The organism is Vibrio sp. Vb1980, assembly GCF_033338615.1.
In the GTDB taxonomy this organism is placed as follows: domain Bacteria; phylum Pseudomonadota; class Gammaproteobacteria; order Enterobacterales; family Vibrionaceae; genus Vibrio; species Vibrio alginolyticus.
This window is the reverse complement of record NZ_JAWOSZ010000018.1, coordinates 23,090-46,746: the sequence shown is the minus strand read 5'-3', so window position 1 is coordinate 46,746 and position 23,657 is coordinate 23,090. Positions and strand designations below refer to the sequence as shown.

The window sequence follows — 23,657 nt, the reverse complement described above, 5'->3', positions numbered from 1 at the left end:
TTGTCCTTTTTATCTTATGTATCTTTCTAAAGAGATACATACCGCAGTACATGACAAACTGAGCGCTCGCCCTATACTGCGCAACGGTAATGTCTTTTAAATGCTGTGTTTTGATGTATTTATTTTAAGTATTCTTTGCGAATATCATGCTGTGTGCATCTAGCACTCTATTCAGTTATGCGTCTTGTTGTCAAACTAAATTTACAACGTGCTATTTTTAGTTTTTATGCTAAAGGATTGACTTTGTTTTATTGGGTTGAACTTTTCTTCAGAATCCTGCATCTGGGTGCTATTTGGGTATATAATCGCGGCGTTTTTATTTTGTAGAGATCTCCCATGGCAATGCTTGAATATACCCCTCCCACCGACCCTTGGGTTGATATCGTTTTTGAGGATGACGACATTCTGGCAGTGAATAAGCCATCAGGGCTGCTGTCTGTCCCTGGTCGCCTTGCAGAGCATTACGACAGCATGTGGAGCCGCCTCAAAGAGTTGCATCCAGAAATTCAAGTTGTGCATCGCTTGGATATGTCGACATCAGGGTTGATGTTGCTGGCGAAAAACAAACCCGCGGAGCGAGCATTAAAAAAGCAGTTCCAATATCGCCTCACTCACAAGGTGTATTACGCACGTGTTTGGGGGCATGTTGAGTCGCAAGAAGGGAATATTGATCTTCCATTAATTTGTGATTGGCCAAATCGTCCACGACAAAAAGTATGTTTTGACGACGGCAAACCATCTCAAACTTTATTCCAAGTAGTGAAGCGTGAAGTGCACCCTGATGGCACCCATACAACCGTTGTGCGACTACTGCCCATTACTGGTCGATCGCATCAGTTACGCGTGCATTTGATGGCGATTGGTCATGCGATTGTGGGTGATGAGTTTTATGCAAGCGAAGAGGCGTATCAGTTTTCAGAGCGTTTAGAGTTGCACGCTGCGGAGCTAAGTTTTTATCATCCAGCTACGGATCAGCTGAGCAGTATTTTTGTACCCTGTGACTTTTATTCTGAAGCCGAGGCGATGATCTTTAACTATTTTTCGCCAGAGCGTACATTGCCTGATTATAAAACGTTGCCACACCCTTAATGCCAATTGCACTCAACAGCGGTTCTTTCTAGTTCGCTATTTTTGGCTATTTCGTTACTGTGGTTGATGTATCCTGTCTTTCAGCCGTGAACAAGGAGTTGTTATGTCTTTGCCAAGCATCGTATTTTTAGATCGAGCGACCATCCCAGAACATATTGAGATCCCACGACCTAGCTTTCCGCACCACTGGCGTGAGTACGACCTAACTGCGCCTGGGCAGGTAATAGAAAGGTTAGCAGATGCCGATATCGTGATTAGCAATAAAGTCCTGCTTGACCAACATGTATTAGAGCAACTACCAAAATTACGGATGATCGCGGTTGCCGCAACTGGTTTTAACAACGTCGATGTGAACTACTGTGCTAATCATGATATTGCGGTTGCTAATGTACGTGGTTACGCGACGCGTTCGGTGCCCGAGCACGTGATGGCAATGTTATTCGCTTTAAGACGGAATTTATTTGGGTACCACCAAGATATTGCCGCAGGTGAGTGGCAGCGTAACCAGCAGTTTTGTTTTTTTACGCACCCAATCGGGGATATTGGTGGTAGCACGTTAGGTGTTGTTGGTAGCGGGGCACTAGGGCAAGCGACGGCGAATCTGGCTCATGCGTTAGGAATGACCGTCTTGTTTTCTGAGCGTAAAGGGGCGGCAGAATGTAGACCAGGTTATGTGTCGTTTGAGGAAGTATTAAAACGCTCCGATGCGCTGACTTTGCATTGCCCGCTCAACGATCATACTCAGAATTTAATTGGTCAAGCAGAGTTGAAACAAATGAAGTCCAACGCCATTTTGATTAATACAGGGCGTGGAGGTTTGGTGGATGAGAGCGCACTGGTGGATGCCTTAAAACAGCAAGAAATTGCAGCGGCTGGTTTTGATGTTTTTACACAAGAACCGGCTGATGAGAGCAATCCGCTGATTGCCAATATGAGTTTACCTAATTTGTTACTGACACCGCATGTTGCATGGGGCAGCGACTCATCTATCCAACGTTTAGCGGAAATCCTGATTGAGAACATTAACGCTTTCGATCGCGGAGACCGCGTTAATCGCTTAGTGTAACGCTGACTGTAAAACCAAAGATAAAAAAAGCAGACATTGACGTCTGCTTTTTGCGTTTAAATCGAATGCTCATTGCGTGAGCCCTCGAATTAAAACTCTTCTTCGTTTAGACCTTTAAGGATCTGAAAGATTTCGCGGTACGCTTTTGCTGGTTTCCCAGCTTTTTTCTCTTTCGCTGCTTGGCGAGCAAGTTGGCGTAGACGCTGACGATCCGCTTCTGGGTACATTTCCATTACGTCATCAATGGCTTTGTCACCTTCTTCCACTACGCGATCACGCAACGCTTCAAGTTTGTGGAATACCGCCGTTAATTGAGAGTGCTTATTACGAATTTTATCCAGTGCGGCTTGGATTGGCTCTGGATCTTCGTAACGCATCAATTTACCGATACGTTGCAATTGGCGACGACGCGCTTCATTTTTAAAGCGTTGCGCGTCAGCAATTGCTTCTCGCAAATCTTCGCTCAATGGAAACTTTTCTAGAACTGAAGGTTTGAGGCCGACAAGCTCCTCACCTAGCTTTTGCAGTTCTTCCATGTCTCGCTTCATCTCGGATTTACTTACCCAGATGATCTCTTCTTCTGGTTCCCATGGCGCTTTTTGATTCTTACGTGCCATTTCAGTTGCCTGTGTTTTGATTAATATTATGACTATTTTAACAAGAATCATGGGGAGAAAGCGAAATTCTTGTTATCCTATTGTTCATCAAAGACAAGATGTGAAAGACAATGGATATTAAACAGCAGGTTGCTGAGCAACGTACCGAGCTAGAGCAAGCCGTCGCAAGAGCCTTAAAGCTTGCATCGGCAAAATCTGACGCCGCCGAAGTCGCAATTACTAAAAGCACTGGTTTAAGTGTTTCAACTCGTATGGGTGAAGTAGAAAATGTCGAGTTCAACAGCGATGGTGCGCTGGGCATTACCGTTTACCGAGGTCAACGCAAAGGCAGTGCTTCCACGTCTGATTTAAGTGAAGCGGCAATCGAGCAAACCGTTATAGCGGCGCTAGATATTGCACATTACACATCTGAAGACCCATTTGCAGGCCCTGCAGCGAAAGAATACATGGTGCAAGATATCCCTGAGCTTGATCTTTTCCACCCTGACGCACCCGATCCAGACTATGCTGCCAATGTGGCGATTGCAGCAGAAAAAGAGGCGCTAAGTTATAACAGTGCAATCAAACAAAGTGATGGCGCGAGTTATGATAGTCATTACGGCGTGAAAGTGTATGGCAATAGCCATGGCTTATTAGCTAGTTATGCGTCTAGCCGCCATAGTACTAGCTGTTGTGTAATTGGCGTTGGTCAAAACGGCGAGATGGAACGTGATTACAGCTACACCGTGGCACGTCATCGTGATGACTTATGGACCCCAGAAACGGTGGGTCGTAAGGCGGCAGAGAATACGGTTAACCGCTTAGATGCGCAGCGTCTAAAAACAGGTCAATACCCAATCATGTTTGCGGCTGATGTTGCGACAGGCTTGATTGGCCATCTCGTTATGGCGATCAGCGGTGGTAACCTGTACCGAAAATCTTCTTTCTTACTTGACCATCTAGGCAAACAAGTGCTTCCTGAATGGTTCAATATCTCAGAACGTCCGCATGTATTGCGTGGTTTGGCATCAAGTCCATTCGATAGTGAAGGTGTGTACACTCAAGACCGTGAGATCATTACCGACGGTGTGCTAGCAACTTATCTGTTAACCAGTTATGCCGCACGTAAAATGAAGATGACGCCGACAGGTCACGCTGGTGGGATTCATAACTGGTACGTGAAGTCGACAGGCCAAAACTTCGAGCAAATGCTTAAAGAGCTCGGTACTGGTCTTCTAGTGACAGAGGTTATGGGACAAGGTGTGAACGTGGTAACGGGTGATTACTCTCGCGGTGCCGCAGGCTTCTGGGTTGAGAACGGCGAGATCCAATACCCAGTATCAGAAATTACCATCGCAGGTAATCTAAAAGACATGTTCACCAAGATTGTAGCGGTTGGTAGTGATATTGAAACGCGCTCACAAATCCAAACGGGCTCTATCCTACTGGATACCATGAAAGTGGCGGGTGAATAAGCTTTTCTAGCAATTCAGAATCAAAAAAGCCTGATGTGTTCATCAGGCTTTTTCGTTTTTGCTGTTAGGTAATCAGTATTGTGGCAAGCCCTAAGAAGACAGATAAACCAATCACATCCGTCACTGTTGTTAATGCCATACCACCAGCTAAAGCGGGATCGATGTTCATTTTTTTCAATAGGATTGGAATCGTTACTCCGGCAATACCTGCGACCAATAAGTTGGTCAGCATGGCGGCGGAAATGATTCCTCCGAGCATCCAGTTACCTTTCCAAGCAACAACAATACCACCAATAATCAGCGCCCACATGATGCCGTTAAGTAAGCCGATCGAGGCTTCTTTCATTAACAGTTCGCGTTTGTTTGAGTCACCGATATGACCAAGAGCAAGACCACGAATCACTAGTGCGACGGTTTGGTTACCAGCGACACCACCCATGGACGGAACAATCGTCATCAATACCGCAATGGCGGCCATTTGGTCTAATGTGGCCTCAAACATGTTAGAAACGGAAGCAGCAGCAAGGGCGGCTAATACGTTAGCGCCAAGCCAGATACTGCGTTTGCGAGCTGATTTTACAACAGGCGCGAAAGTATCTTCGTCATCGTCCATACCCGCCATACTCATCATCGAGTGTTCCGCGTCTTCACGAATAACGTCAACCACGTCATCGATGGTGATACGACCGACCAAATGCAAGTTTTCATCAACAACAGGTGCAGATACCCAATTACGGCGTTCGAACAGACTCGCAACATCTGAGTCGCTAGTATCGACGGTGATGGCCTCGTCCGCGTCTTCCATTACATCAATGATTTTTACGTCTGGCTGAGTGGTAATAAGCGTCGTGATCGGCAGTTCACCGATGAGCTTACTCTCTTCATCGATCACATACAGGGCATCCGTAGCTTCTGGAAGCTCGCCTTTCATACGTAGATAACGCAAAACTACGTCCACATCTACGTCACCACGAATTGTGATGACGTCGGTGTTCATCAGTCCACCCGCGGTGTCTTCTGGGTAGGATAGGGCGGTTTCGACCCGTAGGCGGTCAGATGAGTCCATTTGCGACAGGACTTCGCGTGACAGGTTGTCAGGCAAGCTACGCAGTACGTAAGCCACGTCATCGGTATCCATGCCTTCTGTCGCTTCTGCAAGCGCTTCTGGTGCCATTTTGGATACGAGGCTGTCTTTGACGTCTTCGTTCAGCTCGTCAAGGATTTCACCATAATCTTCAGGGTCGGTGAGTTGCCAAAGAACTTCACGGCTCTTACGTGGGGAGGCTTCTAAAAGGTGAGCGATATCCTCAGGTTCCATGTCCTGTAATTGACGACGAACATGGACGAAGCGGCCATTTTCTAGCGCTTCTGTGACTTCTTGGAGGGCTTGGTGAGCTTGGTCGAATTCAATTTGCTCTGCCATTCATTCCTCCCAATTCCTGATATTTACAATGCGTTGAATAATAACTTAATTCTAGGCGCCTTTTAATAACAACTTATGATACTAAGCAAATTTATTTATTAGGTCAGGGAAGAGAAAGATAATGGGAGGTAAGAAAAAAGCGAGTAAACTACTCGCCTTCATCAAATTTATCTTCGATCAAGTGGCAAACGGCATCCAGTGCTTCTTCCGCTTGCCCACCCGTTGCGTGGATCGTGACGTATTGTCCTTGAGCGGACTCTAGCATTAACAGGCCCATTACGCTGTCTGCTGTGGCGGTTTTGTCTTCTTCATTGTCGATGGTGATGACCGCTTCAAAGCTCTGTGCCAGTTCGACCAGTTTGACTGCTGCACGAGCATGTAAGCCAAGGCGGTTTTGAATCAATACTTTACGACTTAACTCCACGGCTACTCCTTAGCGTTTTTCTCTAGTGAGGTATGGCGAATTTGTACTTGGTGTCCTTTGTTGGCGAAGTATTCACCGATTTGCTGAGTTAAGTACACCGAGCGGTGCTTACCACCAGTACAACCGATTGCAACGGTCAGGTAGCTGCGGTTGTTTTTCTCAAGCAGAGGTAACCAATTCTCTATAAAGCTTTCAATTTGATATTTCAAACTTAACACCGATTGGTGTTGCTCTAAAAATGCGGCGATAGGAGCATCCAGACCTGTAAGCGGGCGTAGTGCTGGTTCCCAATGTGGGTTAGGTAAGAAGCGAACGTCGAATACGTAATCGGCATCGGAAGGCAGGCCGTATTTAAAACCAAAAGACTCAAATACCATAACGAGCCCTTTGCGATCTCTGCCTTCAACGCGCATACGCACGGTTTCACTCAATTCATGCAAAGACTGCCCACTACTATTTAGGACCAGATCTGCATGCGCTTTGAGTGGCGTCAAAATTTGTTTCTCACGTTCGATGGCTTGATCGAGCGAGAGGGAGGTGCCACCTAAAGATAACGGGTGAATTCGGCGTGTTTCGCTGTAGCGTTTGAGTAGCGTTTCTTTATTGGCGTCCAAGAAAAGCACGGTCACATCAAGCTCAGTTTTTAACTGTTCTAGTGTACTCGTCAGTTCTTTTAGCTTTTTAGGAATATTGCGAATATCAATGCTGACTGCAACATTCTGTTTGCTGTCAGCAACAGAATGAACAAATGCGTCCAGCAAGTTAACTGGCAGGTTATCAACACAGTAGTAACCTAAGTCTTCCAGTACACGAAGCGCAATACTTTTACCGGCACCTGAGTGCCCGCTAACAACGATTAGTCGCATGGAGTTAGTCCTGCTTATTGGTGAATCATGATGTCGTAAAGTTCTTCATCACTCTGAGCATTACGCAGTAGTTTTAATACTTGCTTATCGCTCAGACGTTCTGCCATAGAGGATAGAGTCTTGAGGTGCTCTTTGCACTGTTCTTCTGGTACAAGGAGCGCAAAAAGAAGATCGACAGGTCGATTGTCAATCGCATCAAATTCGATTGCTTCATCACATTGCAGTAAGACAGCAATGGCCTTGTCGCTTGATTGCATTCTCGCGTGAGGGATCGCAATACCGTTTCCGATACCGGTACTGCCCATTTTTTCTCTATTGAGCATGCATTCGAACAGCTCGGTAGAATCTTGGCCCGTTTGATCAGCCACGATACGGCTGATCATTTCAAGGGCGCGTTTTTTACTCGTGCAGTGGACCGCACTTTTGGTGCAGTCCAATGACAGTATTTCGCTCAGTTGCATGATTAATGACTGTTTAGTTTTTCTTTGTGCTTATTAAGTTGGCGAACCAATTTATCTACCAGCGAATCGATCGCGGCATACATATTTTCGTCATCGGCTGATGCGTGGATTTCGCCTTGATTTATGTGAAGCGTAGCTTCCGCGATTTGAGTAATTTTTTCAACTTTTAGTACAACATGCACTTGATTGATATGGTCGAAGAACCTTTCGAGCTTCTGAAACTTAGAATTTACATAGTCTTGCATTGAATCGGTAAGATCAACGTGATGGCCTTGAATATTGATTTGCATAGACTTTCCTTTTCAGTTAGTGCCTTATAATAGGCGTTTACGCTGACTTGAAGGGGCAATTCCCAAGGATTCGCGATATTTGGCTATCGTACGTCTTGCGACCTGAATCCCTTGGTCAGCCAGAAGAGCAGCAATCTTGCTATCACTCAGTGGTTTGGCAGTATTCTCTGCTGCGACCAGTTTTTTAATGAGTGCACGAATTGCTGTTGACGAACATTCTCCGCCGTTGTCAGTACTAACATGGCTAGAGAAGAAGTACTTCAATTCAAAAATACCACGTGGTGTATGCATAAATTTTTGCGTTGTTACACGAGAAATCGTGGATTCATGCATGTCCACAGCCAAAGCGACATCATTGAGTACCATTGGCTTCATGGCTTCCTCACCATACTCGAAGAAATCTTGTTGATGTTCAACAATACATCTTGCAACTTTGAGTAGCGTCTCGTTTCTACTCTCTAAGCTCTTAATTAACCATTTTGCCTCTTGCAAATTGCTGCGGATGTACTGGCTATCCGCGCTATTACCTTTGCCTAATTGAGCATATTGTTGATTTACTTTTAATTTTGGCACGCTATCCGGGTTTATAGAAACGGTCCATTTGCCATTGTCTTTAAAAACGGATACGTCTGGAATTACGTACTCGGTATCATCAGGAGTGATGCGACTACCTGGACGAGGATCTAACTGTTGGATAAGCTTTAAGACTTCACGCAGATCGGCTTCTTTCAGCTTAGTCTCTTTGATGACGAGCTTGTAGTCACGGTTGCCTAGGTGATCAATATGATCCGCAAGTATCATTTTGGCTTCAGCAAGCCATGGCGTGTCTTCTGGGAAGGTCGTCAGTTGCAGTAACAAACATTCTTGTAAGTTACGCGATGCAACGCCAAGAGGATCGAATTGTTGAATGCGTTTACGAACGGCTTCTACTTCGTCTAACTCAATCTCTTCGTTATCGAAGCTCTCATGAATTTCTTCAGGAGATAGGGTTAGGTAACCGTAGTCGTCAACAGCGTCAATAATCGCTAATGCAATCGTACGATCGGTTTCACTGAATGGTGTCAGGTCAAGCTGCCACATTAGGTAGTCATGCAATGATTCCGTGGTTTCGCCTTGGTAGACGGGCATATCATCGTCAAGAGCTAAGCCAGTGCTACCGGTATTCGCGCTGTAGACGTCATCCCAAGTGGTATCGATTTCAAGTTCAGAGCTGATCTCTGACTTCTCAATTACGTCTGAACTGTCTGGAACGTCAATGTCTGCTGGTTCGTTAGCACTGTTGCTATCAGCAGCCTCGACCGCTGATTTATCTTCACCGTTTGCTAGAGGCTCATCTTGGCCTTCTTCAACTTCCAATAATGGGTTTGAATCCAAGGCTTCTTGGATTTCCTGTTGAAGATCGAGTGTCGACAGTTGCAGTAAGCGAATCGCTTGTTGCAACTGTGGCGTCATGGCTAACTGTTGACCTAGCTTGAGTTGTAATGAAGGTTTCATTCAGTGTTACTTACCTTGTAATGCTCAGAATCTTACCGTTCCTAATATAATCATAGACGGAATTGTTCGCCGAGATAAACTTGTTTCACCTGTTCATTATTGAGAACTTCTGCCGGAGTTCCCGATGCAATTAGGTGCCCTTGGCTTACGATATAGGCTTTTTCGCATACGTCCAGTGTTTCACGCACGTTATGGTCAGTGATTAACACTCCGAGGCCGCGATCGCGTAGATGCTCGATGATTTTCTTGATGTCATTAACCGATATTGGGTCAACACCTGCGAAAGGTTCATCCAACAAAATGAATTGAGGGTTGGCTGCTAAAGCGCGAGCGATTTCCACCCTGCGTCGCTCACCCCCTGATAGTGCCATACCAGCACTGGTTCTGATGTGCTGGATGTGGAATTCTTCCAACAAATCTTCCAGTTTATCTTGGCGCTCTTCCCTCGTCATTTCTTGACGAGTTTCAAGTACGGCCATGATGTTATCTTCTACTGAAAGCTTACGGAAAATCGACGCTTCTTGCGGAAGATAGCCAATGCCAAGTCGTGAACGGCTATGCATCGGCAAAATACTGATGTCATTGTCGTCAATGGTAATGGTGCCTTCATCGCGAGGTACTAAGCCGACAATCATGTAAAACGAGGTGGTTTTACCCGCACCGTTTGGACCGAGCAGCCCAACAATCTGACCAGATTCAACTTCTAAGCTAACATCAGTGACGACTTTGCGTTTTTTGTAGCTTTTCGCCAAGTTTTTCGCACTCAGTACTGCCATATTAGTTCTCTATCTGATTGGGTTGCAAAATGGTCGTAACGCGCTCTTCCTTAGAGCTATCTGCGACTAGCTTTTGTTTACCAATTTGGTAACGAATCGAAGAACCTTTGATGGTGTTGTTGTCTTGCGCCAGCTGCGCTTGACCTTTCATGGTCAGTTCGTCTGTAGAAATACGGTAATCCAACTCCGTAGCTTGACCACTAAGTGTTTTACCATCGTCCATCAGCTGAGAAAACTTCGCAGGTTTACCAAATGCTTGAATCTGTTTAATTGCTTCGGTTTTAGGATCGCGAGTTACCACGATTCTATCAGCATCGATATTGATGCTCCCTTGCTTAAGAGATACATCGCCTTCAAAAACAACCTGGTTACTCTTCATATCCACCTGTTGGGTGTCAGAGTTTATGTAAACCGGCTGTTGAGTATCCGACTTGAGTGCCAGCGCTTGAGGCGCCGCCAATACCAGTGCCAGTAGGCTAAGGTGTAACGGTTTCATATCGACCTTGAACTTCATCTGTCAGAGTCGCAGTATGCTGTTTTAAGTTGCCTTGCATTGCGCCTCCAGTAGTTTCAAATTGTGGTCCAACCAACATCACTTGTTGGTCAGCTTTAAAATCACGATTGGTTAGATTAATGACCAATTTGTCTGTTGCCATGGTATCAAAACTCGCACCAGGCAGAAGATTTTGCATTAAGACTTTGTCATATAAAGTCAAAACTTGGTCTTCATCTAACACTGCTCTTGTGGCAGTCACCTTCCATTCAATGACGCTACCTTCACGGTAAACCATCAAAGTCGGGTTATTAAAAATAGTATCTCCACTCTTAGCATAATGGTCTAAGTTAGTGGAGCGAATGATGTAACTGCGGACACCATCTTCACCGTAGGTGATGTTTTCTAATCCAGAACCACTGAACATGGGCAGTTCAGAATCTGGTGCTACTTGAATTGCGTCGTTGCCTTTAGGGGTTAGTAGGTAATAACCGCACCACGCTACAACGAAGATCAAGAGCAAATAAATAAGGCGAGTAAAACTCATATAATGAAGGCCTATCGTTTAGCTCAGTACTTCCCTGACCATTGCCTTTATTCGTCTAATAAATGATTTAAATGTTTGTGCTGATATTACATCACGCCAGCTTTTAGTAAATCGTGCATGTTCAGTGCACCCACAATTTTTTCGTCTTTACATAAAATCAGAGCGTTAATGTTTTTATTCTGCATCAAGTTCAAACCTTCAACCGCCAGCATATCAGGGTGTGCTGTGGTTGGGTTTGTCGTCATGACCTCGCCAATTGCCGTCGTATGAATATCGATACGCTTGTCTAAGGTACGACGTAAATCACCATCGGTGAATATACCAAGCATAGCATCGTGCTCATCGACGATGGCTGTCATGCCTAACCCCTTTTCTGAAATTTCAAGCAGGGCATCGCGAATTAATGCGTCAGGAGAAACTTTAGGTAACGCTTCTCCAAAGTGCATAATATCAGACAACTTAAGTAGCAGTTTTCTCCCCAGTGCACCACCTGGGTGAGATAGGGCAAAATCTTCGGCAGAAAAACCACGAGCTTGAAGCAGAGCTACGGCTAATGCATCTCCCATCACTAATGTGGCAGTCGTACTGCTAGTTGGCGCCAGGCCTAACGGACAAGCTTCTTGAGGTACCGTAATTTGCAGGTGTAAGTCAGACAGCTTGGCCATATTTGATTCTGGCTTACCTGTCATGCTGATGATCTTAATATTCAGGCGCTTTAATACTGGAAATAGAGACAGAATTTCGTTTGATTCACCAGAGTTAGAAATTGCCAGCACAATGTCACCAGGGCTAATCATACCCAAGTCACCATGTGCGGCTTCGCCTGGATGAACGAAAAACGCCGAAGTCCCAGTGCTTGCCAGAGTGGCGGCAATCTTGTTACCAATATGGCCTGACTTGCCAATACCCATAACGACAACTTTGCCGTTGTTGGAAAGGATAAGTTCACACGCTTTTTCAAATTGATCATCAAAGTAGGTATCTAGCTCTTGCAGAGCAGCAACTTCGATATCAAGAACTTGTTTAGCAGCAGCGCGAAAATCAAATTGATTGGACATATCAGATCTCTACTTATTGATCGTGGTAATTAAGCGGTCATGTTTGCGAATAAGTACACTTGGTAACCTAAGAAGCACACAAACAAGATGGCACCTTCAATACGGTTAATACTGCGTGATTTACCCAAACACATCGCGACAAGTAACAATGAAACGCCTAACATGACCCAGAAGTCACGTCCCATCGCGTACTCACTGAGCACCGATGGATTAATGATGCCAGGAATCCCCATTACCGCCAGAATGTTAAACACATTCGAACCGATAATGTTACCGACAGCCATGTCGTCTTCACCCTTTAAAACTCCCGCAAGTGATGCGGCCAGTTCAGGCAGGCTAGTGCCAATGGCGATAATAGTTAGACCGATAACAAGGTCGCTCATACCAAAGTGTTTAGCAATAATTACCGCGTTATCAACCAGCATGCTGGCTGCCAAAGGAAGCAGTATCAAGCCAATAACCACCCACATGATTGCTTTAGGGTTACTGACGCCTTCAGGGATCTCTGACTCTTGGTCATCAAGAAAAACATCACCTGATTTTTGCTCTTTGCGGCTGATTTGCAACATAGCAAATAAAAATGCCCCAAAGAGTACAAACAATAAGACACCCTCATAAAAACCGAGATGGCTATTCCAAAGCAGAATACCAGCGAGTACGGTTACGGCTATCATGAGTGGAAGTTCTCGGCGGATGACGGCGGAGCTAATCGACAAAGGCTTGATCAGCGCTGTAATACCTAGGATTAACGCAATGTTCGCTATGTTTGAGCCTAATACGTTACCCACCGCTGTATCTGTTTTGCCATCCCAAGCAGCGGTTGCAGATACCATCATCTCAGGGGCGGATGAGCCCATCGCGAGGATTGTCATGCCGATGACAAGCGGGGAAATACCGACGTTGCGGGCTATCGCTGCAGAGCCAAAAACAAGTTTATCTGCACTCCAAACAAGCAAAACAAGACCGACTATAAGCAACGCAACGGCTTCGAGCATGAGAATTCCTAAGTATTAAATAAGTAAAATGAATAACCGCTAATTTTGACCTTTTGCGGCCTAAAATGGAAGATAAACGAAGAATAAATTAAAGGTTAGTAACGAAAATGTATGTAAATCTCACTCATTTAAATGAGCAATTCTGGTCTAGGATTTAAACACTTCGTGCTAATTCGGTCATAAACCATGAGAAATTGCAGGGATATACTCGACTTTATTTAATTGAACAGTGCTTTAAATTCAACGCCAATGTGCTTATGATTGCAGCCTAATAAATGTACCGACGTTACTTTATTAAACGTAGAATTCAACTCCGATGAGTATCTGCTTGATGATTCCGTGAGTTGCAACGCTCCTACAGTAGAAGAGATGATATGTCGAACAACGATTTAGTCACCGTGAACAACCTCACTTTTTCACGGGGAGAACGCATGATCTTTGATGATATTGATCTGCATGTTCCTGAGGGCAAAGTGACGGCCATTATGGGACCATCGGGAATTGGTAAAACAACACTGCTGCGTTTGATTGGTGGTCAGTTGTATCCCGAGCAAGGAGAGATCTGGTTTGATGGCGACAATATTCCCTCTCTCTCGCGTAAAAAACTCTACCACGCTCGAAAGAAAATGAGCATGTTGTTCCAGTCAGGGGCTTTATTCACTGATTTGAATGTTTTTGATAATGTCGCCTTTCCATTAAGAGAGCATACCGATTTATCGGAAGATTTGATTCGCACCATGGTGTTACTCAAGCTCGAAGCTGTCGGTCTGCGCGGCGCGGCGCAATTAATGCCGAGTGAGCTTTCAGGTGGTATGGCAAGACGCGCTGCTTTGGCTCGTGCAATCGCACTTGACCCTGACTTGATCATGTACGATGAGCCGTTTGTGGGGCAAGACCCAATCACTATGGGCGTTTTGGTTGAGCTAATTAGCAATCTAAACCAAGCGTTAGGTTTGACCTCTATTGTGGTTTCTCACGACGTACCTGAAGTCATGAGTATTGCTGACTGGGTATACCTGATGGCCGATGGAAAAATCATCGCCTATGGTACGCCAGAAGAGCTGACTCAAAACTCTGATCCTCGTGTCCAGCAGTTCTTACAAGGTGATGCCGACGGTCCTGTACCGTTTCGTTTCCCTTCTCAAAGTATCGAAAAGGACTTATTTGATGGTCGATAACTTCATTCACTTTGTCGCCTCGTTGGGTCGACGCACGCTTTCTATTTGCGGAGCATTTGGTCGTGCGACTTTCATGTTGATTGGGGCGCTATTTTCTAAGCCACAACCGATCAGAAGCTTTCCTCTGCTTGTTAAGCAACTTTATTCTGTTGGTGTTCAGTCGCTGGCGATCATCGTCGTATCTGGTCTGTTCATTGGAATGGTTTTGAGTCTACAAGGCTATGTTGTGTTGGTGGATTACGGCGCAGAAGGCAGTTTGGGGCAAATGGTAGCGCTTTCGTTACTCCGTGAATTAGGACCCGTTGTTACTGCACTTTTGTTTGCTGGTCGTGCCGGTTCTGCGTTAACCGCAGAGATAGGTCTAATGAAAGCAACGGAACAACTGTCTAGCCTTGAAATGATGGCGGTAGACCCATTGAAACGAGTGATTGCACCACGGTTTTGGGCTGGGGTTATCTCAATGCCTTTACTGGCTATGATTTTCATGGCTGTGGGAATTTGGGGCGCTCAGCTTGTTGGTGTTGACTGGAAAGGCGTTGATTACGGCAGTTTTTGGTCAGCGATGCAGTCCTCTGTTGAGCTAGGACAAGACATTGGTAACAGTATGATCAAATGTTTTGCGTTTGCAATTACGGTTACTTGGGTCGCTCTATTTAACGGTTATGATGCTATTCCAACATCGGAAGGGATCAGCCGAGCAACTACGCGCACTGTTGTGCATTCTTCTTTAGCAGTACTAGGATTAGACTTTGTACTGACCGCATTGATGTTTGGGAATTAATCATGCAACAAACACGTAAAACTGAATTATGGGTTGGCAGCTTTGTATTAGCGGGAATTTGCGCGATTCTTGTGATGATTTTTCAAGTTGCTGACGTAAAAAGCATTGGCTCTGGTGATACTTATACCCTCAAAGCCGAGTTCGATAATATTGGCAGTTTAAAAGTTCGTTCGCCCGTAAAAGTGGGGGGCGTTGTGATTGGTCGAGTAAGTAGTATTTCGCTTAACCCAGACAACTTATTGCCAGTTGTAACACTATCTATCAATAGCAAATACAATCAGTTCCCAGAAACGTCGAGCGTACAAATTTTGACATCTGGCCTGATTGGTGAGCAATACATTGGTTTAGTACCTGGCTTCGTTTTTGATGATGAAGTCATGCTGGTGGATGGTGATACCATCGAAGACACCAAATCGGCGCTTGTGCTTGAAGACTTAATTGGTCAAGTACTATACAGCGTAGGTGGTTCAGACGACTCAAGTAAGGAATAACTATGTTAGCGAGATTACTACTTTCAGTTTGTGCTGTGTTTAGCGTCTTTGGAACAACAGCAGCAGAGGTGGATAAAACTGAACCTTATAAGATGATGAAGCAGGTAGCTGAAGTCACGTTCGAAAGATTGAAAGCCGAACAGCCGAAAATCAAACAAGATCCAAATTTACTTAAAGTGATCGTTGAAGAAGAGCTAATGCCTTACGTCAACTACCGCTATGCAGGGTTAAAACTTCTTGGTCCAAACTTAAAAGGTGCTAAGCGTGAAGATGTACTTGAGTTTATCGATGCATTTCGTGCGTACCTAATTGCGTCTTATGCACAAGTGTTGACGCAATACTCTGACCAAAAAATTGAGTTTGGTCCTGAGCCTAGCATTGATGACTCTAAGCGTATTACAAGCATTAAAGTTGATATCATCGATACTCCGCGTCCAAACATCAAACTTGAGTTTAAACTGCGTAAAGACAACCAGTCTGGTGAGTGGGAAGCATTCGATATGATTGCAGAGGGCATTAGTTTGCTTTCTAGTAAACAATCCGAATGGAACAGTAAAATTCGTCAAGAAGGTATTCTATCTGTTGCTAAAGACCTAGAAAAATTGGCCGCAGAACCGATCCGCTTCGAGGCGAAGAAATAATGGCCCAGACTCCCGCTCAGTGGCAATTGGATCAAAACATTCTTAAGCTAACAGGGGCACTTGATAGAGATACAGTGCCTTCATTGTGGGCGTATGCACAGCAATGGCAACCTGCTCAATCGGAGCTGGAATGCTCGCTAAAAGAGATAGAGCGCGTCGACTCTGCAGGAATGGTGATGTTAATCCACTTATTAGAGCATGCAAAAAAGCAAAACTGTCATATAATGCTCAGTTTCGTGCCGGCGCAACTGCGCACTTTGTTTCAACTGAGCAATGTTGAATCTTTAGTGGCCAAACACATACAGAATTATCAGGGGTAAATTGTGGATAGCGCAAAAGTACAACAGTTATTAGAAGAAGCACTAAACCTTCAAGAAGTGCATGTGAAAGGTGAAGGTAGCCACTATGAAGTGGTTGCTGTTGATGCTTGTTTCGATGGAATGAGCCGCGTTAAGAAGCAGCAGCTAATTTATGCTCCTCTGATGGAATACATCCAGCGTAACGACATTCACGCATTATCAATCAAAGCGTTCACACCAGAAGAGTGGGCTCGTGATAAGAAATTGATGTCGCTTTAAGGTTTATTGATGGAAAAGTTTCGAGTTATTGGGTCAGATAAACCACTAGTTGGTGAAGTGACCATTTCAGGTGCAAAAAACGCAGCACTGCCGATTTTATTTGCGTCTATCTTGGCGGAAGAGCCAGTAGAAGTGGCAAACGTACCACACCTTCGTGATATCGATACAACCATGGAATTGCTTAAGCGTTTAGGCGCGAAAGTAAGCCGCAATGGCTCTGTTCATGTTGATCCAAGCAGTATTACAGAATACTGTGCGCCTTATGACTTGGTGAAAACCATGCGTGCTTCTATTTGGGCTTTGGGTCCTTTGGTGGCGCGCTTTGGTCAAGGTCAGGTTTCTTTACCAGGCGGTTGTGCTATTGGCGCTCGTCCTGTGGATCTGCATATTTCTGGTTTAGAGCAGCTTGGCGCAACCATTACATTAGAAGATGGTTATGTGAAAGCAGAAGTGGATGGTCGTCTAAAAGGCGCGCACATCGTGATGGATAAAGTCAGCGTAGGCGCGACGATCACCATCATGTGTGCCGCTGCGCTGGCGGAAGGCACAACAACACTAGATAACGCTGCGCGTGAGCCTGAAATCGTCGATACCGCTGATTTCCTAAATAAGCTTGGCGCAAAAATCTCTGGCGCTGGCACAGATACCATTACGATTGAAGGTGTTGAGCGCCTAGGCGGTTGTAAACACAACGTGGTTGCTGACCGTATTGAGACGGGAACATTCCTTGTCGCAGCAGCAGTATCTGGCGGTAAAGTGGTATGTCGCAACACTAATGCTCATTTGCTTGAAGCGGTTCTCGCCAAGCTGGAAGAAGCTGGCGCGCTTGTCGAAACGGGTGAAGATTGGATCTCCGTTGATATGACCGACCGCGAGCTAAAAGCGGTAAGTGTACGTACTGCGCCACATCCTGGTTTCCCGACGGATATGCAAGCTCAATTTACGCTACTGAACATGATGGCGAAAGGTGGCGGCGTAATCACTGAGACTATCTTTGAAAACCGCTTTATGCACGTACCAGAACTCATGCGTATGGGCGCTAAAGCTGAGATCGAAGGCAATACGGTTATCTGTGGTGATGTTGAGTCACTCAGCGGTGCGCAAGTGATGGCAACCGATCTACGAGCTTCGGCTAGTTTGGTTATTGCAGGTTGCATTGCTAAAGGCGAAACCGTCGTTGATCGTATTTACCATATCGACCGTGGTTACGACAAAATCGAAAATAAACTGGCTGCACTTGGCGCAAATATTGAGCGAGTGAGCTAGGCAAGTTAAACTGCACCGCAGGTAACTTGGATATCAAGAGAGCCGAAACCTGAGTTTCGGCTTTTTTATATCACTCTCATGACCATATTTTCCCTTTATGGAAAGAGAGATATTAATAGCTGTATCTGGCAAAAGCCGGTTCCTGGAGAACAAGAATGATTGCACTGTTACGTGTATTTGCTGTCGCTATCTTTGCGATTGTTATGTTTATTGGTGGTTGTGGTTACTGCCTATTAAGCCCTAGAAACCCTAAGCACGTTTTCACTTTTGGCCGTTTGTTTGCCAAGATGTCTCGTGTGTTTGGGATTAAGTTAGAGTTGCGTATCCCTGAAGATGCGTATTCACGCGGCCAACATGTTTACATTGCTAACCACCAGAACAACTGGGACATGTTTACTGTTTCTGCGGCTGTGACTCCGAAAGTTGTGACAGTAGGTAAAAAGAGCTTGGCTTGGATGCCACTGTTTGGTCAGCTTTACTGGCTTACGGGTAACATTCTGATTGACCGAGCGAATCGTTCTAAAGCAAAAGGTACTATCGATCAGGTCGTGAGCAGCATGAAAGAAAGTGATGTTTCGGTGTGGATGTTCCCAGAAGGCACGCGTTCTCGTGGGCGTGGTTTGCTTCCATTCAAAACAGGTGCTTTTCATGCGGCAATTGGTGCAGGTGTGCCAATCATTCCTATCGTATGTAGCTCGACGAATAAAATTAAGCTGAACCGTTGGAACAATGGTCATGTGATTGTTGAAATGCTACCTCCAATCAGCACTGAAGGCTATGGTAAAGAGGGCATTCGCGAGTTAGCGAATATCTGTCGTGAACAGATGAAAGAGAAGCTTGAATCGTTAGATGAAGAAGTCAAACAGCGCAACGCTGCTTAAGTTTTACTGCGATATCATCACGAAAAGACAATAAAAAGCGGGTAGCCTGAGCTACCCGTTTTTTTATGTTTGTCAGCAAGTGCAATTATTTGCGAACAGCGATTGCTTCAATCTCGATGCCAACATCTTTTGGTAGGCGAGCCACTTCTACACAAGAGCGTGCAGGGTAGTTTGCTACGCCGTGCTCATCAAAGAACTTGCCGTAAACTTCGTTCACTGTGCCAAAGTCATTTAGGTCTTTAACAAAAACCGTTAGCTTTACAATATCAGATACTTTAAGACCTGAAGATTCAACTACAGCCTTTACGTTTTCTAGAGACTGACGAGCTTGTTCTGCGATATCAGCAGACACTTCACCTGTCGCTGGGTTTACTGGGATTTGGCCTGAAGTAAGAACCATGTTACCTAGATCTACGCCTTGAACGTAAGGACCGATTGCTGCTGGTGCAGACTCAGTGTGAAGTACTTTCGTCATTTGATTTTTTCCATCAGTTGTAGGGAATAAAGATTCTCAGTTTGCCTCTAAACCCTCGGTAGGTAAAGAGCAAAATACCCTGACATTGCAGGGTATTTTAAACGTATCACAGCCTAGTCGTGCGGCGTGTTTATCGCTCGGTTACGATCTCGCGTGAGAACACTTTCTCGCAGTATTTACACTTTAGGCGGATTTCTTGTTTCTTCTCGAACACGCTAAAGCTGCTTTCTACTGGTTCATTATGAGAAATACAGTTTGAATTCGGGCATTCAAATACATCATTGATGCGCTCAGGAAGCTCTAACGCGAGCTTTTTCACCACTTCATAATTCTCGATTTGATTCACGGTCGCGTGAGGAGCATACAACGCTAGCTTGCTCGCTTGCTCTTCATTGATAAACACATTTTCGATTTTGAGTAGATCTTTATGACCGAGTGCTGATGATGGCAAGTTCAGTCCAATCGTTACGCGTTGTGATGAATTGTGCATATCGAACAGTCTTAATACTTTGATGCCGATTTGCGCAGGGATGTGGTCGATGACCGTACCATTTTTGATTGCTTCTACCTGCAATTGAGTTTCTTTAGCCATGATTTTTCCCCTCGATTACAGCGTTTCGTTTAGAACAAGCGCCAGCAGTGCTTGGCGAGCATACACGCCATTTTGAGCTTGCTGGAAGAAGTAGGCATGAGGCGTTTTATCAACATCAGTTGTGATTTCATCCACACGTGGTAGTGGGTGCAGCACTTTCAAGTTCTCACGCGCGCCTTCTAGTAGTGCCGCTGTTAGGATGTAAGCCGACTTAATATGTGCGTATTCCGATTCGTCAAAACGTTCTTTCTGTACGCGTGTCATGTACAGAATATCCAGTTCAGGAATCACACTTTCCATGTCTGTGTGTAGGCTATATTGAATGCCAGCTTCATCTAGTTCTTCGCAGATGTAATCTGGCATTGCCAGCGCATCTGGTGCAACAAAGAAGAAGCGGATGTTGTTAAACTTTGCTAAGGCTTGAGTCAGTGAGTGCACTGTGCGGCCATATTTTAGATCACCTACGAATGCGACGTTCAGGTTGTCTAGACGCCCTTGTGTTTCCGCGATGGTGTATAGGTCGAGTAGCGTTTGAGTTGGGTGTTGGTTTGCACCGTCGCCCGCGTTGATCACTGGCACGCCATTTGAAAATTCAGAGGCCAAGCGAGCGGCGCCTTCTTGTGGATGACGCATCACAAAGGCATCGACGTAAGAAGAGATGACTTGTACTGAATCTGCGAGTGTTTCGCCTTTTTTCGCCAGAGAGGTATTACCATCATTATCAAAGCCAATCACGTCACCACCAATGCGCTGAATCGCTGTTTCAAACGATAAACGTGTACGTGTTGATGGTTCAAAGAAACAACTTGCAACGACTTTGTTTTTAATCAGTTCTGGTCGAGGTGCTTTTTTAAGGCTACCTGCTGTTTCTACGATAAGTTCCAGTTCTTCGCGTGAAAGCTCTGGAATAGAGATGATGTGCTTCTGGTAAAGCGAGTTCGCCATGATCTTCTTCCCTATAACATTGATGACTACATCCAAATAACCGAAAGGAATTTTGGACATAAAAAAACCTCCCCAATGGGGAGGTTTTAAAATTCAATAGAATTAACGAAAATAACACCACGTAAGCGTAGTCGCTTAGCGAGAGCAAATCGCGTTTTTACGTCAGCAATCAGCGTGGTCATTTCTTAATCCTCAGACAAATTGCCGAGCATTATACGCTTAACTTTCGTGAGCGCAAGCGATTACATCATGGTTTTTATCGGCTGTTTTTGCGCGCTGGTTTAGCTTCCTAGCGTCGCAACCATCACGGCTTTGATGGTATGCATACGGTTTTCAGCTTCGTCGAATACGATGGAGTATTCCGATTCAAATACCTCTTCTGTTACTTCAAGGCCTTTCATACCGTATTTTTCAGCGACTTCTTTGCCGACGGTGGTTTCATCATTGTGGAAAGCTGGAAGGCAGTGCATGAATTTCACATGTGGATTACCCGTTTGCTTAATCACGTTCATATTGATTTGATAAGGTGTCATTAACGCTACACGCTCATCCCATGCCTCGGCAGACTCACCCATAGACACCCAAACGTCGGTGTATAGGAAGTCACAACCTTTCACACCTTCCTCAACGCTTTCTGTTAACGTGATTTTTGCACCGGTTTGTTGCGCGATAGTTTGACAAGTTGCCACGAGATCTTCTTCAGGCCAGAACGCTTTTGGCGCGACAAGGCGAATATCCATGCCCATTTTCGCTGCGCCCACCATAAGTGAGTTACCCATGTTGTTGCGCGCATCACCTAGGTAAGCGAAGGTTACTTCATGTAGCTGTTTACCACGGCCGTGCTCTTGCATGGTCAGGAAGTCAGCAAGGATCTGGGTTGGGTGGAACTCATCCGTTAAACCATTCCACACTGGAACACCAGCATAAGTACCAAGCTCTTCAACAATGGATTGGCCAAAGCCTCGGTATTCAATCCCGTCATACATACGACCAAGGACGCGAGCGGTGTCTTTCATCGATTCCTTATGACCGATCTGCGAGCCAGAAGGGCCGATGTAAGAGACTTGAGCACCTTGGTCAAAGGCAGCGACTTCAAACGCACATCGGGTACGAGTCGAAGATTTCTCAAAGATTAGTGCGATGTTTTTACCTTGAAGTGTCTTCTGCTCTGTTCCTGCATATTTAGCTTTTTTCAGCTCTGCAGACAGTTCGAGCAAAAACTGGATTTCTTTGGTTGAGAAGTCCAATAGCTTCAAAAAGTTGCGGTTACGTAAATTGAAAGCCATAGCTCGTCCCTTAGTACATGTGATTAGATTAATAGAATTCATTAAAACATATAAATGCTTTTATTGTGAATAATTATTTTTAATTAAAGCTAAAAAAGGTTGATGTATTCACATCAACCTTAGTTTTGATTCACCTAATGTAAAGGGACGAGTAAGTTATATATCGTCTCGTTCTATTGGACAGCTCATACAGCGAGCGCCACCGCGACCACGACCAAGCTCGTTACCAGGTACTGTCAGTACTTTGATGCCAGCTTTATCGTATTTTTCGTTGGTGTATACGTTGCGTTCGTAACCAATTACTACGCCCGGTTTTACAGTTAGAACGTTATTGGCGTCATTCCATTGTTCGCGTTCCGCTTCATAGCTGTCGCCACCAGTGGTGATGATTTTCAGCTGATCTAAGCCAAGAGCGGACTCAATCGCGTGCAGATAGTTATGTGAGGCTTCAACATGCATTTCACCGTTGCCTTTTGGTGTTAAGCGCCATGTGTCGAGATCTTTGCGCATGATCTCAGGGTAGACAGAGAAAGTATCTACATCCATATGGGTCATCACGGTGTCTAAATGCATACATGAGCGGTGTTTAGGCAGATCAATTGCAATCACTTCGGTCGCTTGGCCTGCTTTAAATAGGCTCGCTGCAAGGTTCTCTACACCTTGCGCAGTCGTACGCTCAGACATACCGATAAGAACTGCACCTTTACCAATAACCAACACATCACCGCCTTCGACATTCGCGTTATCATAATGCAGATCATCGTCACCGAAGTATTTGATAAAATCTTGGCCAGCAAAAATTGGGTGGCAACGATAAATCGCACGTAGGTGGTTTGTTTCACGTTGACGTGCAGGCATCATCATCGGATTAAGAGAAACGCCGCCATAAACCCAACACGAGGTATCACGCGTAAATAGGTGGTTAGGTAGCGGCTCAATAACAAAGTCGAGAGGACGCTTCATTTTTGGAAGCATAGAAGATGAGGAGATCGGTAGCTCTGAGTAAGCTAAGCCACCTAAAAAGATGCAGGCAAGATGTTCATCATCCATTTCTGAAAAGTATTGGCGTAGGTCTCGCGCAAATGTTGGCCCGTAGCGAAAGTCAGAAATCTGAGTGTTCAGCAGCCATTGTTTTGCTTCTGGAACGGCGAGGGTTTCGACCAGTAAATCGTGGAGGAGAAGCACTTCAACGTCTTGCTCGCGCAGCGTACGTGCGAATGCATCGTGCTCTTCACCTGCCGCTTCTACAGCAAGAACGTCATCAAATAGCAACTCATGACAGTTTGACGGAGTTAAGTGGGTTAGGGCGCGTTCAGGGCGATTTAATAGAACTCGTCGAAGTTGACCAACTTCTGATCCAACGTACAGCTTGCTCATTTTGTATCCTTACAAATTTTCCAGCCATTAGTTATGACAAGCTTCCTAGAAAGATGCAAGTTATCAAGCTTTGTTTATATTCTGGTGTTTCTGGTTTTGTGAGTTTTTTATTT

Annotated in this window: 29 protein-coding genes; 11 read left to right on the top strand and 18 right to left on the bottom strand. The window is 45.1% G+C overall.

Features of this window, described 5'->3' with window-relative positions; genetic code table 11:
• Positions 1-336: 336 nt before the first annotated feature.
• Both R7F64_RS20495 and R7F64_RS20490 read left to right on the top strand, forming a co-directional pair.
• Positions 337-1,089 carry a pseudouridine synthase gene (locus R7F64_RS20495; protein ID WP_005381128.1) on the top strand — a complete coding sequence of 251 codons (753 nt, stop codon included), beginning with the start codon at positions 337-339 and terminating at the stop codon, positions 1,087-1,089.
• A gap of 103 nt (positions 1,090-1,192) precedes the next feature.
• Positions 1,193-2,155, top strand: a complete 963-nt coding sequence (locus tag R7F64_RS20490) for a D-2-hydroxyacid dehydrogenase (RefSeq protein ID WP_318072046.1) — start codon at positions 1,193-1,195, stop codon at positions 2,153-2,155.
• An 89-nt stretch (positions 2,156-2,244) separates the two neighbouring features.
• Here R7F64_RS20490 and yjgA read toward each other — a convergent pair whose 3' ends face one another.
• Complete coding sequence (yjgA, locus tag R7F64_RS20485) at positions 2,245-2,772, bottom strand: ribosome biogenesis factor YjgA (RefSeq protein ID WP_005381124.1); 528 nt, start codon at positions 2,770-2,772, stop codon at positions 2,245-2,247.
• 110 nt (positions 2,773-2,882) lie between these two features.
• Here yjgA and pmbA point away from each other — a divergent pair, with 110 nt between their 5' ends.
• Entirely contained in the window at positions 2,883-4,226 is a 1,344-nt protein-coding gene (gene pmbA / locus R7F64_RS20480) for a metalloprotease PmbA (protein ID WP_005381122.1), read from the top strand.
• Positions 4,227-4,290: 64 nt separating this feature from the next.
• On the opposite strand, the gene mgtE is transcribed toward pmbA, so the two are convergent.
• From mgtE to R7F64_RS20425, 11 genes are all read right to left on the bottom strand, one after another.
• Complete coding sequence (gene mgtE, locus R7F64_RS20475; RefSeq protein WP_005381121.1) at positions 4,291-5,649, bottom strand: magnesium transporter; 1,359 nt, start codon at positions 5,647-5,649, stop codon at positions 4,291-4,293.
• A gap of 148 nt (positions 5,650-5,797) precedes the next feature.
• Entirely contained in the window at positions 5,798-6,073 is a 276-nt protein-coding gene (locus R7F64_RS20470; RefSeq protein WP_005381120.1) for an HPr family phosphocarrier protein, read from the bottom strand.
• 2 nt (positions 6,074-6,075) lie between these two features.
• Positions 6,076-6,939 (bottom strand): RNase adapter RapZ, encoded by an 864-nt coding sequence (gene rapZ / locus R7F64_RS20465; protein WP_005381118.1) that lies wholly within the window; start codon positions 6,937-6,939, stop codon positions 6,076-6,078.
• Positions 6,940-6,953: 14 nt separating this feature from the next.
• Entirely contained in the window at positions 6,954-7,400 is a 447-nt protein-coding gene (gene ptsN, locus R7F64_RS20460; RefSeq protein ID WP_005381116.1) for a PTS IIA-like nitrogen regulatory protein PtsN, read from the bottom strand.
• Positions 7,401-7,402: 2 nt separating this feature from the next.
• Positions 7,403-7,690: a ribosome hibernation promoting factor gene (gene hpf / locus R7F64_RS20455; protein ID WP_005381114.1), complete on the bottom strand. Its 288-nt coding sequence runs from the start codon at positions 7,688-7,690 to the stop codon at positions 7,403-7,405.
• A gap of 24 nt (positions 7,691-7,714) precedes the next feature.
• Positions 7,715-9,184 (bottom strand): RNA polymerase factor sigma-54, encoded by a 1,470-nt coding sequence (locus tag R7F64_RS20450; protein ID WP_318072045.1) that lies wholly within the window; start codon positions 9,182-9,184, stop codon positions 7,715-7,717.
• A 50-nt stretch (positions 9,185-9,234) separates the two neighbouring features.
• Positions 9,235-9,960, bottom strand: coding sequence for an LPS export ABC transporter ATP-binding protein (lptB, locus tag R7F64_RS20445; protein ID WP_005381111.1), 726 nt, complete (start codon positions 9,958-9,960; stop codon positions 9,235-9,237).
• A 1-nt stretch (position 9,961) separates the two neighbouring features.
• Complete coding sequence (gene lptA, locus R7F64_RS20440) at positions 9,962-10,456, bottom strand: lipopolysaccharide transport periplasmic protein LptA (protein ID WP_005381109.1); 495 nt, start codon at positions 10,454-10,456, stop codon at positions 9,962-9,964.
• Positions 10,437-11,000 carry an LPS export ABC transporter periplasmic protein LptC gene (gene lptC / locus R7F64_RS20435; RefSeq protein ID WP_005381106.1) on the bottom strand — a complete coding sequence of 188 codons (564 nt, stop codon included), beginning with the start codon at positions 10,998-11,000 and terminating at the stop codon, positions 10,437-10,439. The genes lptA and lptC overlap by 20 nt, the downstream gene beginning before the upstream one ends.
• 86 nt (positions 11,001-11,086) lie before the next feature.
• A complete protein-coding gene (kdsD, locus tag R7F64_RS20430) occupies positions 11,087-12,058 on the bottom strand; it encodes an arabinose-5-phosphate isomerase KdsD (protein ID WP_005381104.1) in 972 nt (323 codons plus the stop codon).
• A 29-nt stretch (positions 12,059-12,087) separates the two neighbouring features.
• A complete protein-coding gene (locus R7F64_RS20425) occupies positions 12,088-13,053 on the bottom strand; it encodes a calcium/sodium antiporter (RefSeq protein WP_005381102.1) in 966 nt (321 codons plus the stop codon).
• A 374-nt stretch (positions 13,054-13,427) separates the two neighbouring features.
• On the opposite strand from R7F64_RS20425, the gene mlaF reads away from it, so the two are divergent.
• The 8 genes from mlaF (at position 13,428) to R7F64_RS20385 (ending at position 18,869) form a co-directional block, all read left to right on the top strand.
• On the top strand, positions 13,428-14,231 hold the full coding sequence (mlaF, locus tag R7F64_RS20420) for a phospholipid ABC transporter ATP-binding protein MlaF (RefSeq protein WP_005388422.1): 804 nt from the start codon (positions 13,428-13,430) through the stop codon (positions 14,229-14,231).
• Positions 14,221-15,012 (top strand): lipid asymmetry maintenance ABC transporter permease subunit MlaE, encoded by a 792-nt coding sequence (gene mlaE, locus R7F64_RS20415; protein ID WP_206949690.1) that lies wholly within the window; start codon positions 14,221-14,223, stop codon positions 15,010-15,012. The genes mlaF and mlaE overlap by 11 nt, the downstream gene beginning before the upstream one ends.
• Positions 15,013-15,014: 2 nt before the next feature.
• Positions 15,015-15,503 (top strand): outer membrane lipid asymmetry maintenance protein MlaD, encoded by a 489-nt coding sequence (gene mlaD / locus R7F64_RS20410; RefSeq protein WP_005381099.1) that lies wholly within the window; start codon positions 15,015-15,017, stop codon positions 15,501-15,503.
• A 2-nt stretch (positions 15,504-15,505) separates the two neighbouring features.
• Positions 15,506-16,144 carry a phospholipid-binding protein MlaC gene (gene mlaC / locus R7F64_RS20405; protein WP_033907408.1) on the top strand — a complete coding sequence of 213 codons (639 nt, stop codon included), beginning with the start codon at positions 15,506-15,508 and terminating at the stop codon, positions 16,142-16,144.
• Positions 16,144-16,464, top strand: coding sequence for a lipid asymmetry maintenance protein MlaB (locus R7F64_RS20400; RefSeq protein WP_005381093.1), 321 nt, complete (start codon positions 16,144-16,146; stop codon positions 16,462-16,464). Before mlaC ends, R7F64_RS20400 begins: the two co-directional genes overlap by 1 nt.
• 3 nt (positions 16,465-16,467) lie before the next feature.
• On the top strand, positions 16,468-16,722 hold the full coding sequence (gene ibaG / locus R7F64_RS20395; protein ID WP_005381092.1) for a BolA family iron metabolism protein IbaG: 255 nt from the start codon (positions 16,468-16,470) through the stop codon (positions 16,720-16,722).
• Between the two features lie 9 nt (positions 16,723-16,731).
• Positions 16,732-17,988, top strand: coding sequence for a UDP-N-acetylglucosamine 1-carboxyvinyltransferase (murA, locus tag R7F64_RS20390; protein WP_005388419.1), 1,257 nt, complete (start codon positions 16,732-16,734; stop codon positions 17,986-17,988).
• Positions 17,989-18,143: 155 nt separating this feature from the next.
• Complete coding sequence (locus tag R7F64_RS20385) at positions 18,144-18,869, top strand: 1-acylglycerol-3-phosphate O-acyltransferase (RefSeq protein ID WP_005381088.1); 726 nt, start codon at positions 18,144-18,146, stop codon at positions 18,867-18,869.
• An 85-nt stretch (positions 18,870-18,954) separates the two neighbouring features.
• On the opposite strand, the gene R7F64_RS20380 is transcribed toward R7F64_RS20385, so the two are convergent.
• The 6 genes from R7F64_RS20380 to arcA all read right to left on the bottom strand — a co-directional run bounded on the left by R7F64_RS20380 (position 18,955) and on the right by arcA (position 23,544).
• Positions 18,955-19,344 carry a RidA family protein gene (locus R7F64_RS20380; RefSeq protein WP_005381087.1) on the bottom strand — a complete coding sequence of 130 codons (390 nt, stop codon included), beginning with the start codon at positions 19,342-19,344 and terminating at the stop codon, positions 18,955-18,957.
• Positions 19,345-19,474: 130 nt separating this feature from the next.
• Positions 19,475-19,936 carry an aspartate carbamoyltransferase regulatory subunit gene (gene pyrI, locus R7F64_RS20375; protein WP_005381086.1) on the bottom strand — a complete coding sequence of 154 codons (462 nt, stop codon included), beginning with the start codon at positions 19,934-19,936 and terminating at the stop codon, positions 19,475-19,477.
• Positions 19,937-19,951: 15 nt separating this feature from the next.
• Complete coding sequence (pyrB, locus tag R7F64_RS20370; protein WP_005381085.1) at positions 19,952-20,881, bottom strand: aspartate carbamoyltransferase; 930 nt, start codon at positions 20,879-20,881, stop codon at positions 19,952-19,954.
• 86 nt (positions 20,882-20,967) lie between these two features.
• Complete coding sequence (locus tag R7F64_RS20365; RefSeq protein WP_005381084.1) at positions 20,968-21,063, bottom strand: hypothetical protein; 96 nt, start codon at positions 21,061-21,063, stop codon at positions 20,968-20,970.
• A 99-nt stretch (positions 21,064-21,162) separates the two neighbouring features.
• A complete protein-coding gene (locus R7F64_RS20360; RefSeq protein WP_213915392.1) occupies positions 21,163-22,167 on the bottom strand; it encodes an ornithine carbamoyltransferase in 1,005 nt (334 codons plus the stop codon).
• Between the two features lie 156 nt (positions 22,168-22,323).
• The gene (gene arcA / locus R7F64_RS20355) at positions 22,324-23,544 is read right to left on the bottom strand and encodes an arginine deiminase (protein WP_318072044.1); all 1,221 of its coding nucleotides are present in this window, start codon (positions 23,542-23,544) and stop codon (positions 22,324-22,326) included.
• Between the last annotated feature and the right edge of the window lie 113 nt (positions 23,545-23,657).

Coding starts and splice junctions, on each gene's coding strand:
- R7F64_RS20495 (WP_005381128.1), top strand. CDS start 337: ATGGCAATGCTTGAATATACCCCTCCCACCGACCCTTGGGTTGATATC.
- R7F64_RS20490 (WP_318072046.1), top strand. CDS start 1,193: ATGTCTTTGCCAAGCATCGTATTTTTAGATCGAGCGACCATCCCAGAA.
- yjgA (WP_005381124.1), bottom strand. CDS start 2,772: ATGGCACGTAAGAATCAAAAAGCGCCATGGGAACCAGAAGAAGAGATC.
- pmbA (WP_005381122.1), top strand. CDS start 2,883: ATGGATATTAAACAGCAGGTTGCTGAGCAACGTACCGAGCTAGAGCAA.
- mgtE (WP_005381121.1), bottom strand. CDS start 5,649: ATGGCAGAGCAAATTGAATTCGACCAAGCTCACCAAGCCCTCCAAGAA.
- rapZ (WP_005381118.1), bottom strand. CDS start 6,939: ATGCGACTAATCGTTGTTAGCGGGCACTCAGGTGCCGGTAAAAGTATT.
- ptsN (WP_005381116.1), bottom strand. CDS start 7,400: ATGCAACTGAGCGAAATACTGTCATTGGACTGCACCAAAAGTGCGGTC.
- hpf (WP_005381114.1), bottom strand. CDS start 7,690: ATGCAAATCAATATTCAAGGCCATCACGTTGATCTTACCGATTCAATG.
- R7F64_RS20450 (WP_318072045.1), bottom strand. CDS start 9,184: ATGAAACCTTCATTACAACTCAAGCTAGGTCAACAGTTAGCCATGACG.
- lptB (WP_005381111.1), bottom strand. CDS start 9,960: ATGGCAGTACTGAGTGCGAAAAACTTGGCGAAAAGCTACAAAAAACGC.
- lptA (WP_005381109.1), bottom strand. CDS start 10,456: ATGAAACCGTTACACCTTAGCCTACTGGCACTGGTATTGGCGGCGCCT.
- lptC (WP_005381106.1), bottom strand. CDS start 11,000: ATGAGTTTTACTCGCCTTATTTATTTGCTCTTGATCTTCGTTGTAGCG.
- kdsD (WP_005381104.1), bottom strand. CDS start 12,058: ATGTCCAATCAATTTGATTTTCGCGCTGCTGCTAAACAAGTTCTTGAT.
- R7F64_RS20425 (WP_005381102.1), bottom strand. CDS start 13,053: ATGCTCGAAGCCGTTGCGTTGCTTATAGTCGGTCTTGTTTTGCTTGTT.
- mlaF (WP_005388422.1), top strand. CDS start 13,428: ATGTCGAACAACGATTTAGTCACCGTGAACAACCTCACTTTTTCACGG.
- mlaE (WP_206949690.1), top strand. CDS start 14,221: ATGGTCGATAACTTCATTCACTTTGTCGCCTCGTTGGGTCGACGCACG.
- mlaD (WP_005381099.1), top strand. CDS start 15,015: ATGCAACAAACACGTAAAACTGAATTATGGGTTGGCAGCTTTGTATTA.
- mlaC (WP_033907408.1), top strand. CDS start 15,506: ATGTTAGCGAGATTACTACTTTCAGTTTGTGCTGTGTTTAGCGTCTTT.
- R7F64_RS20400 (WP_005381093.1), top strand. CDS start 16,144: ATGGCCCAGACTCCCGCTCAGTGGCAATTGGATCAAAACATTCTTAAG.
- murA (WP_005388419.1), top strand. CDS start 16,732: ATGGAAAAGTTTCGAGTTATTGGGTCAGATAAACCACTAGTTGGTGAA.
- R7F64_RS20385 (WP_005381088.1), top strand. CDS start 18,144: ATGATTGCACTGTTACGTGTATTTGCTGTCGCTATCTTTGCGATTGTT.
- R7F64_RS20380 (WP_005381087.1), bottom strand. CDS start 19,344: ATGACGAAAGTACTTCACACTGAGTCTGCACCAGCAGCAATCGGTCCT.
- pyrI (WP_005381086.1), bottom strand. CDS start 19,936: ATGGCTAAAGAAACTCAATTGCAGGTAGAAGCAATCAAAAATGGTACG.
- pyrB (WP_005381085.1), bottom strand. CDS start 20,881: ATGGCGAACTCGCTTTACCAGAAGCACATCATCTCTATTCCAGAGCTT.
- R7F64_RS20365 (WP_005381084.1), bottom strand. CDS start 21,063: ATGACCACGCTGATTGCTGACGTAAAAACGCGATTTGCTCTCGCTAAG.
- R7F64_RS20360 (WP_213915392.1), bottom strand. CDS start 22,167: ATGGCTTTCAATTTACGTAACCGCAACTTTTTGAAGCTATTGGACTTC.
- arcA (WP_318072044.1), bottom strand. CDS start 23,544: ATGAGCAAGCTGTACGTTGGATCAGAAGTTGGTCAACTTCGACGAGTT.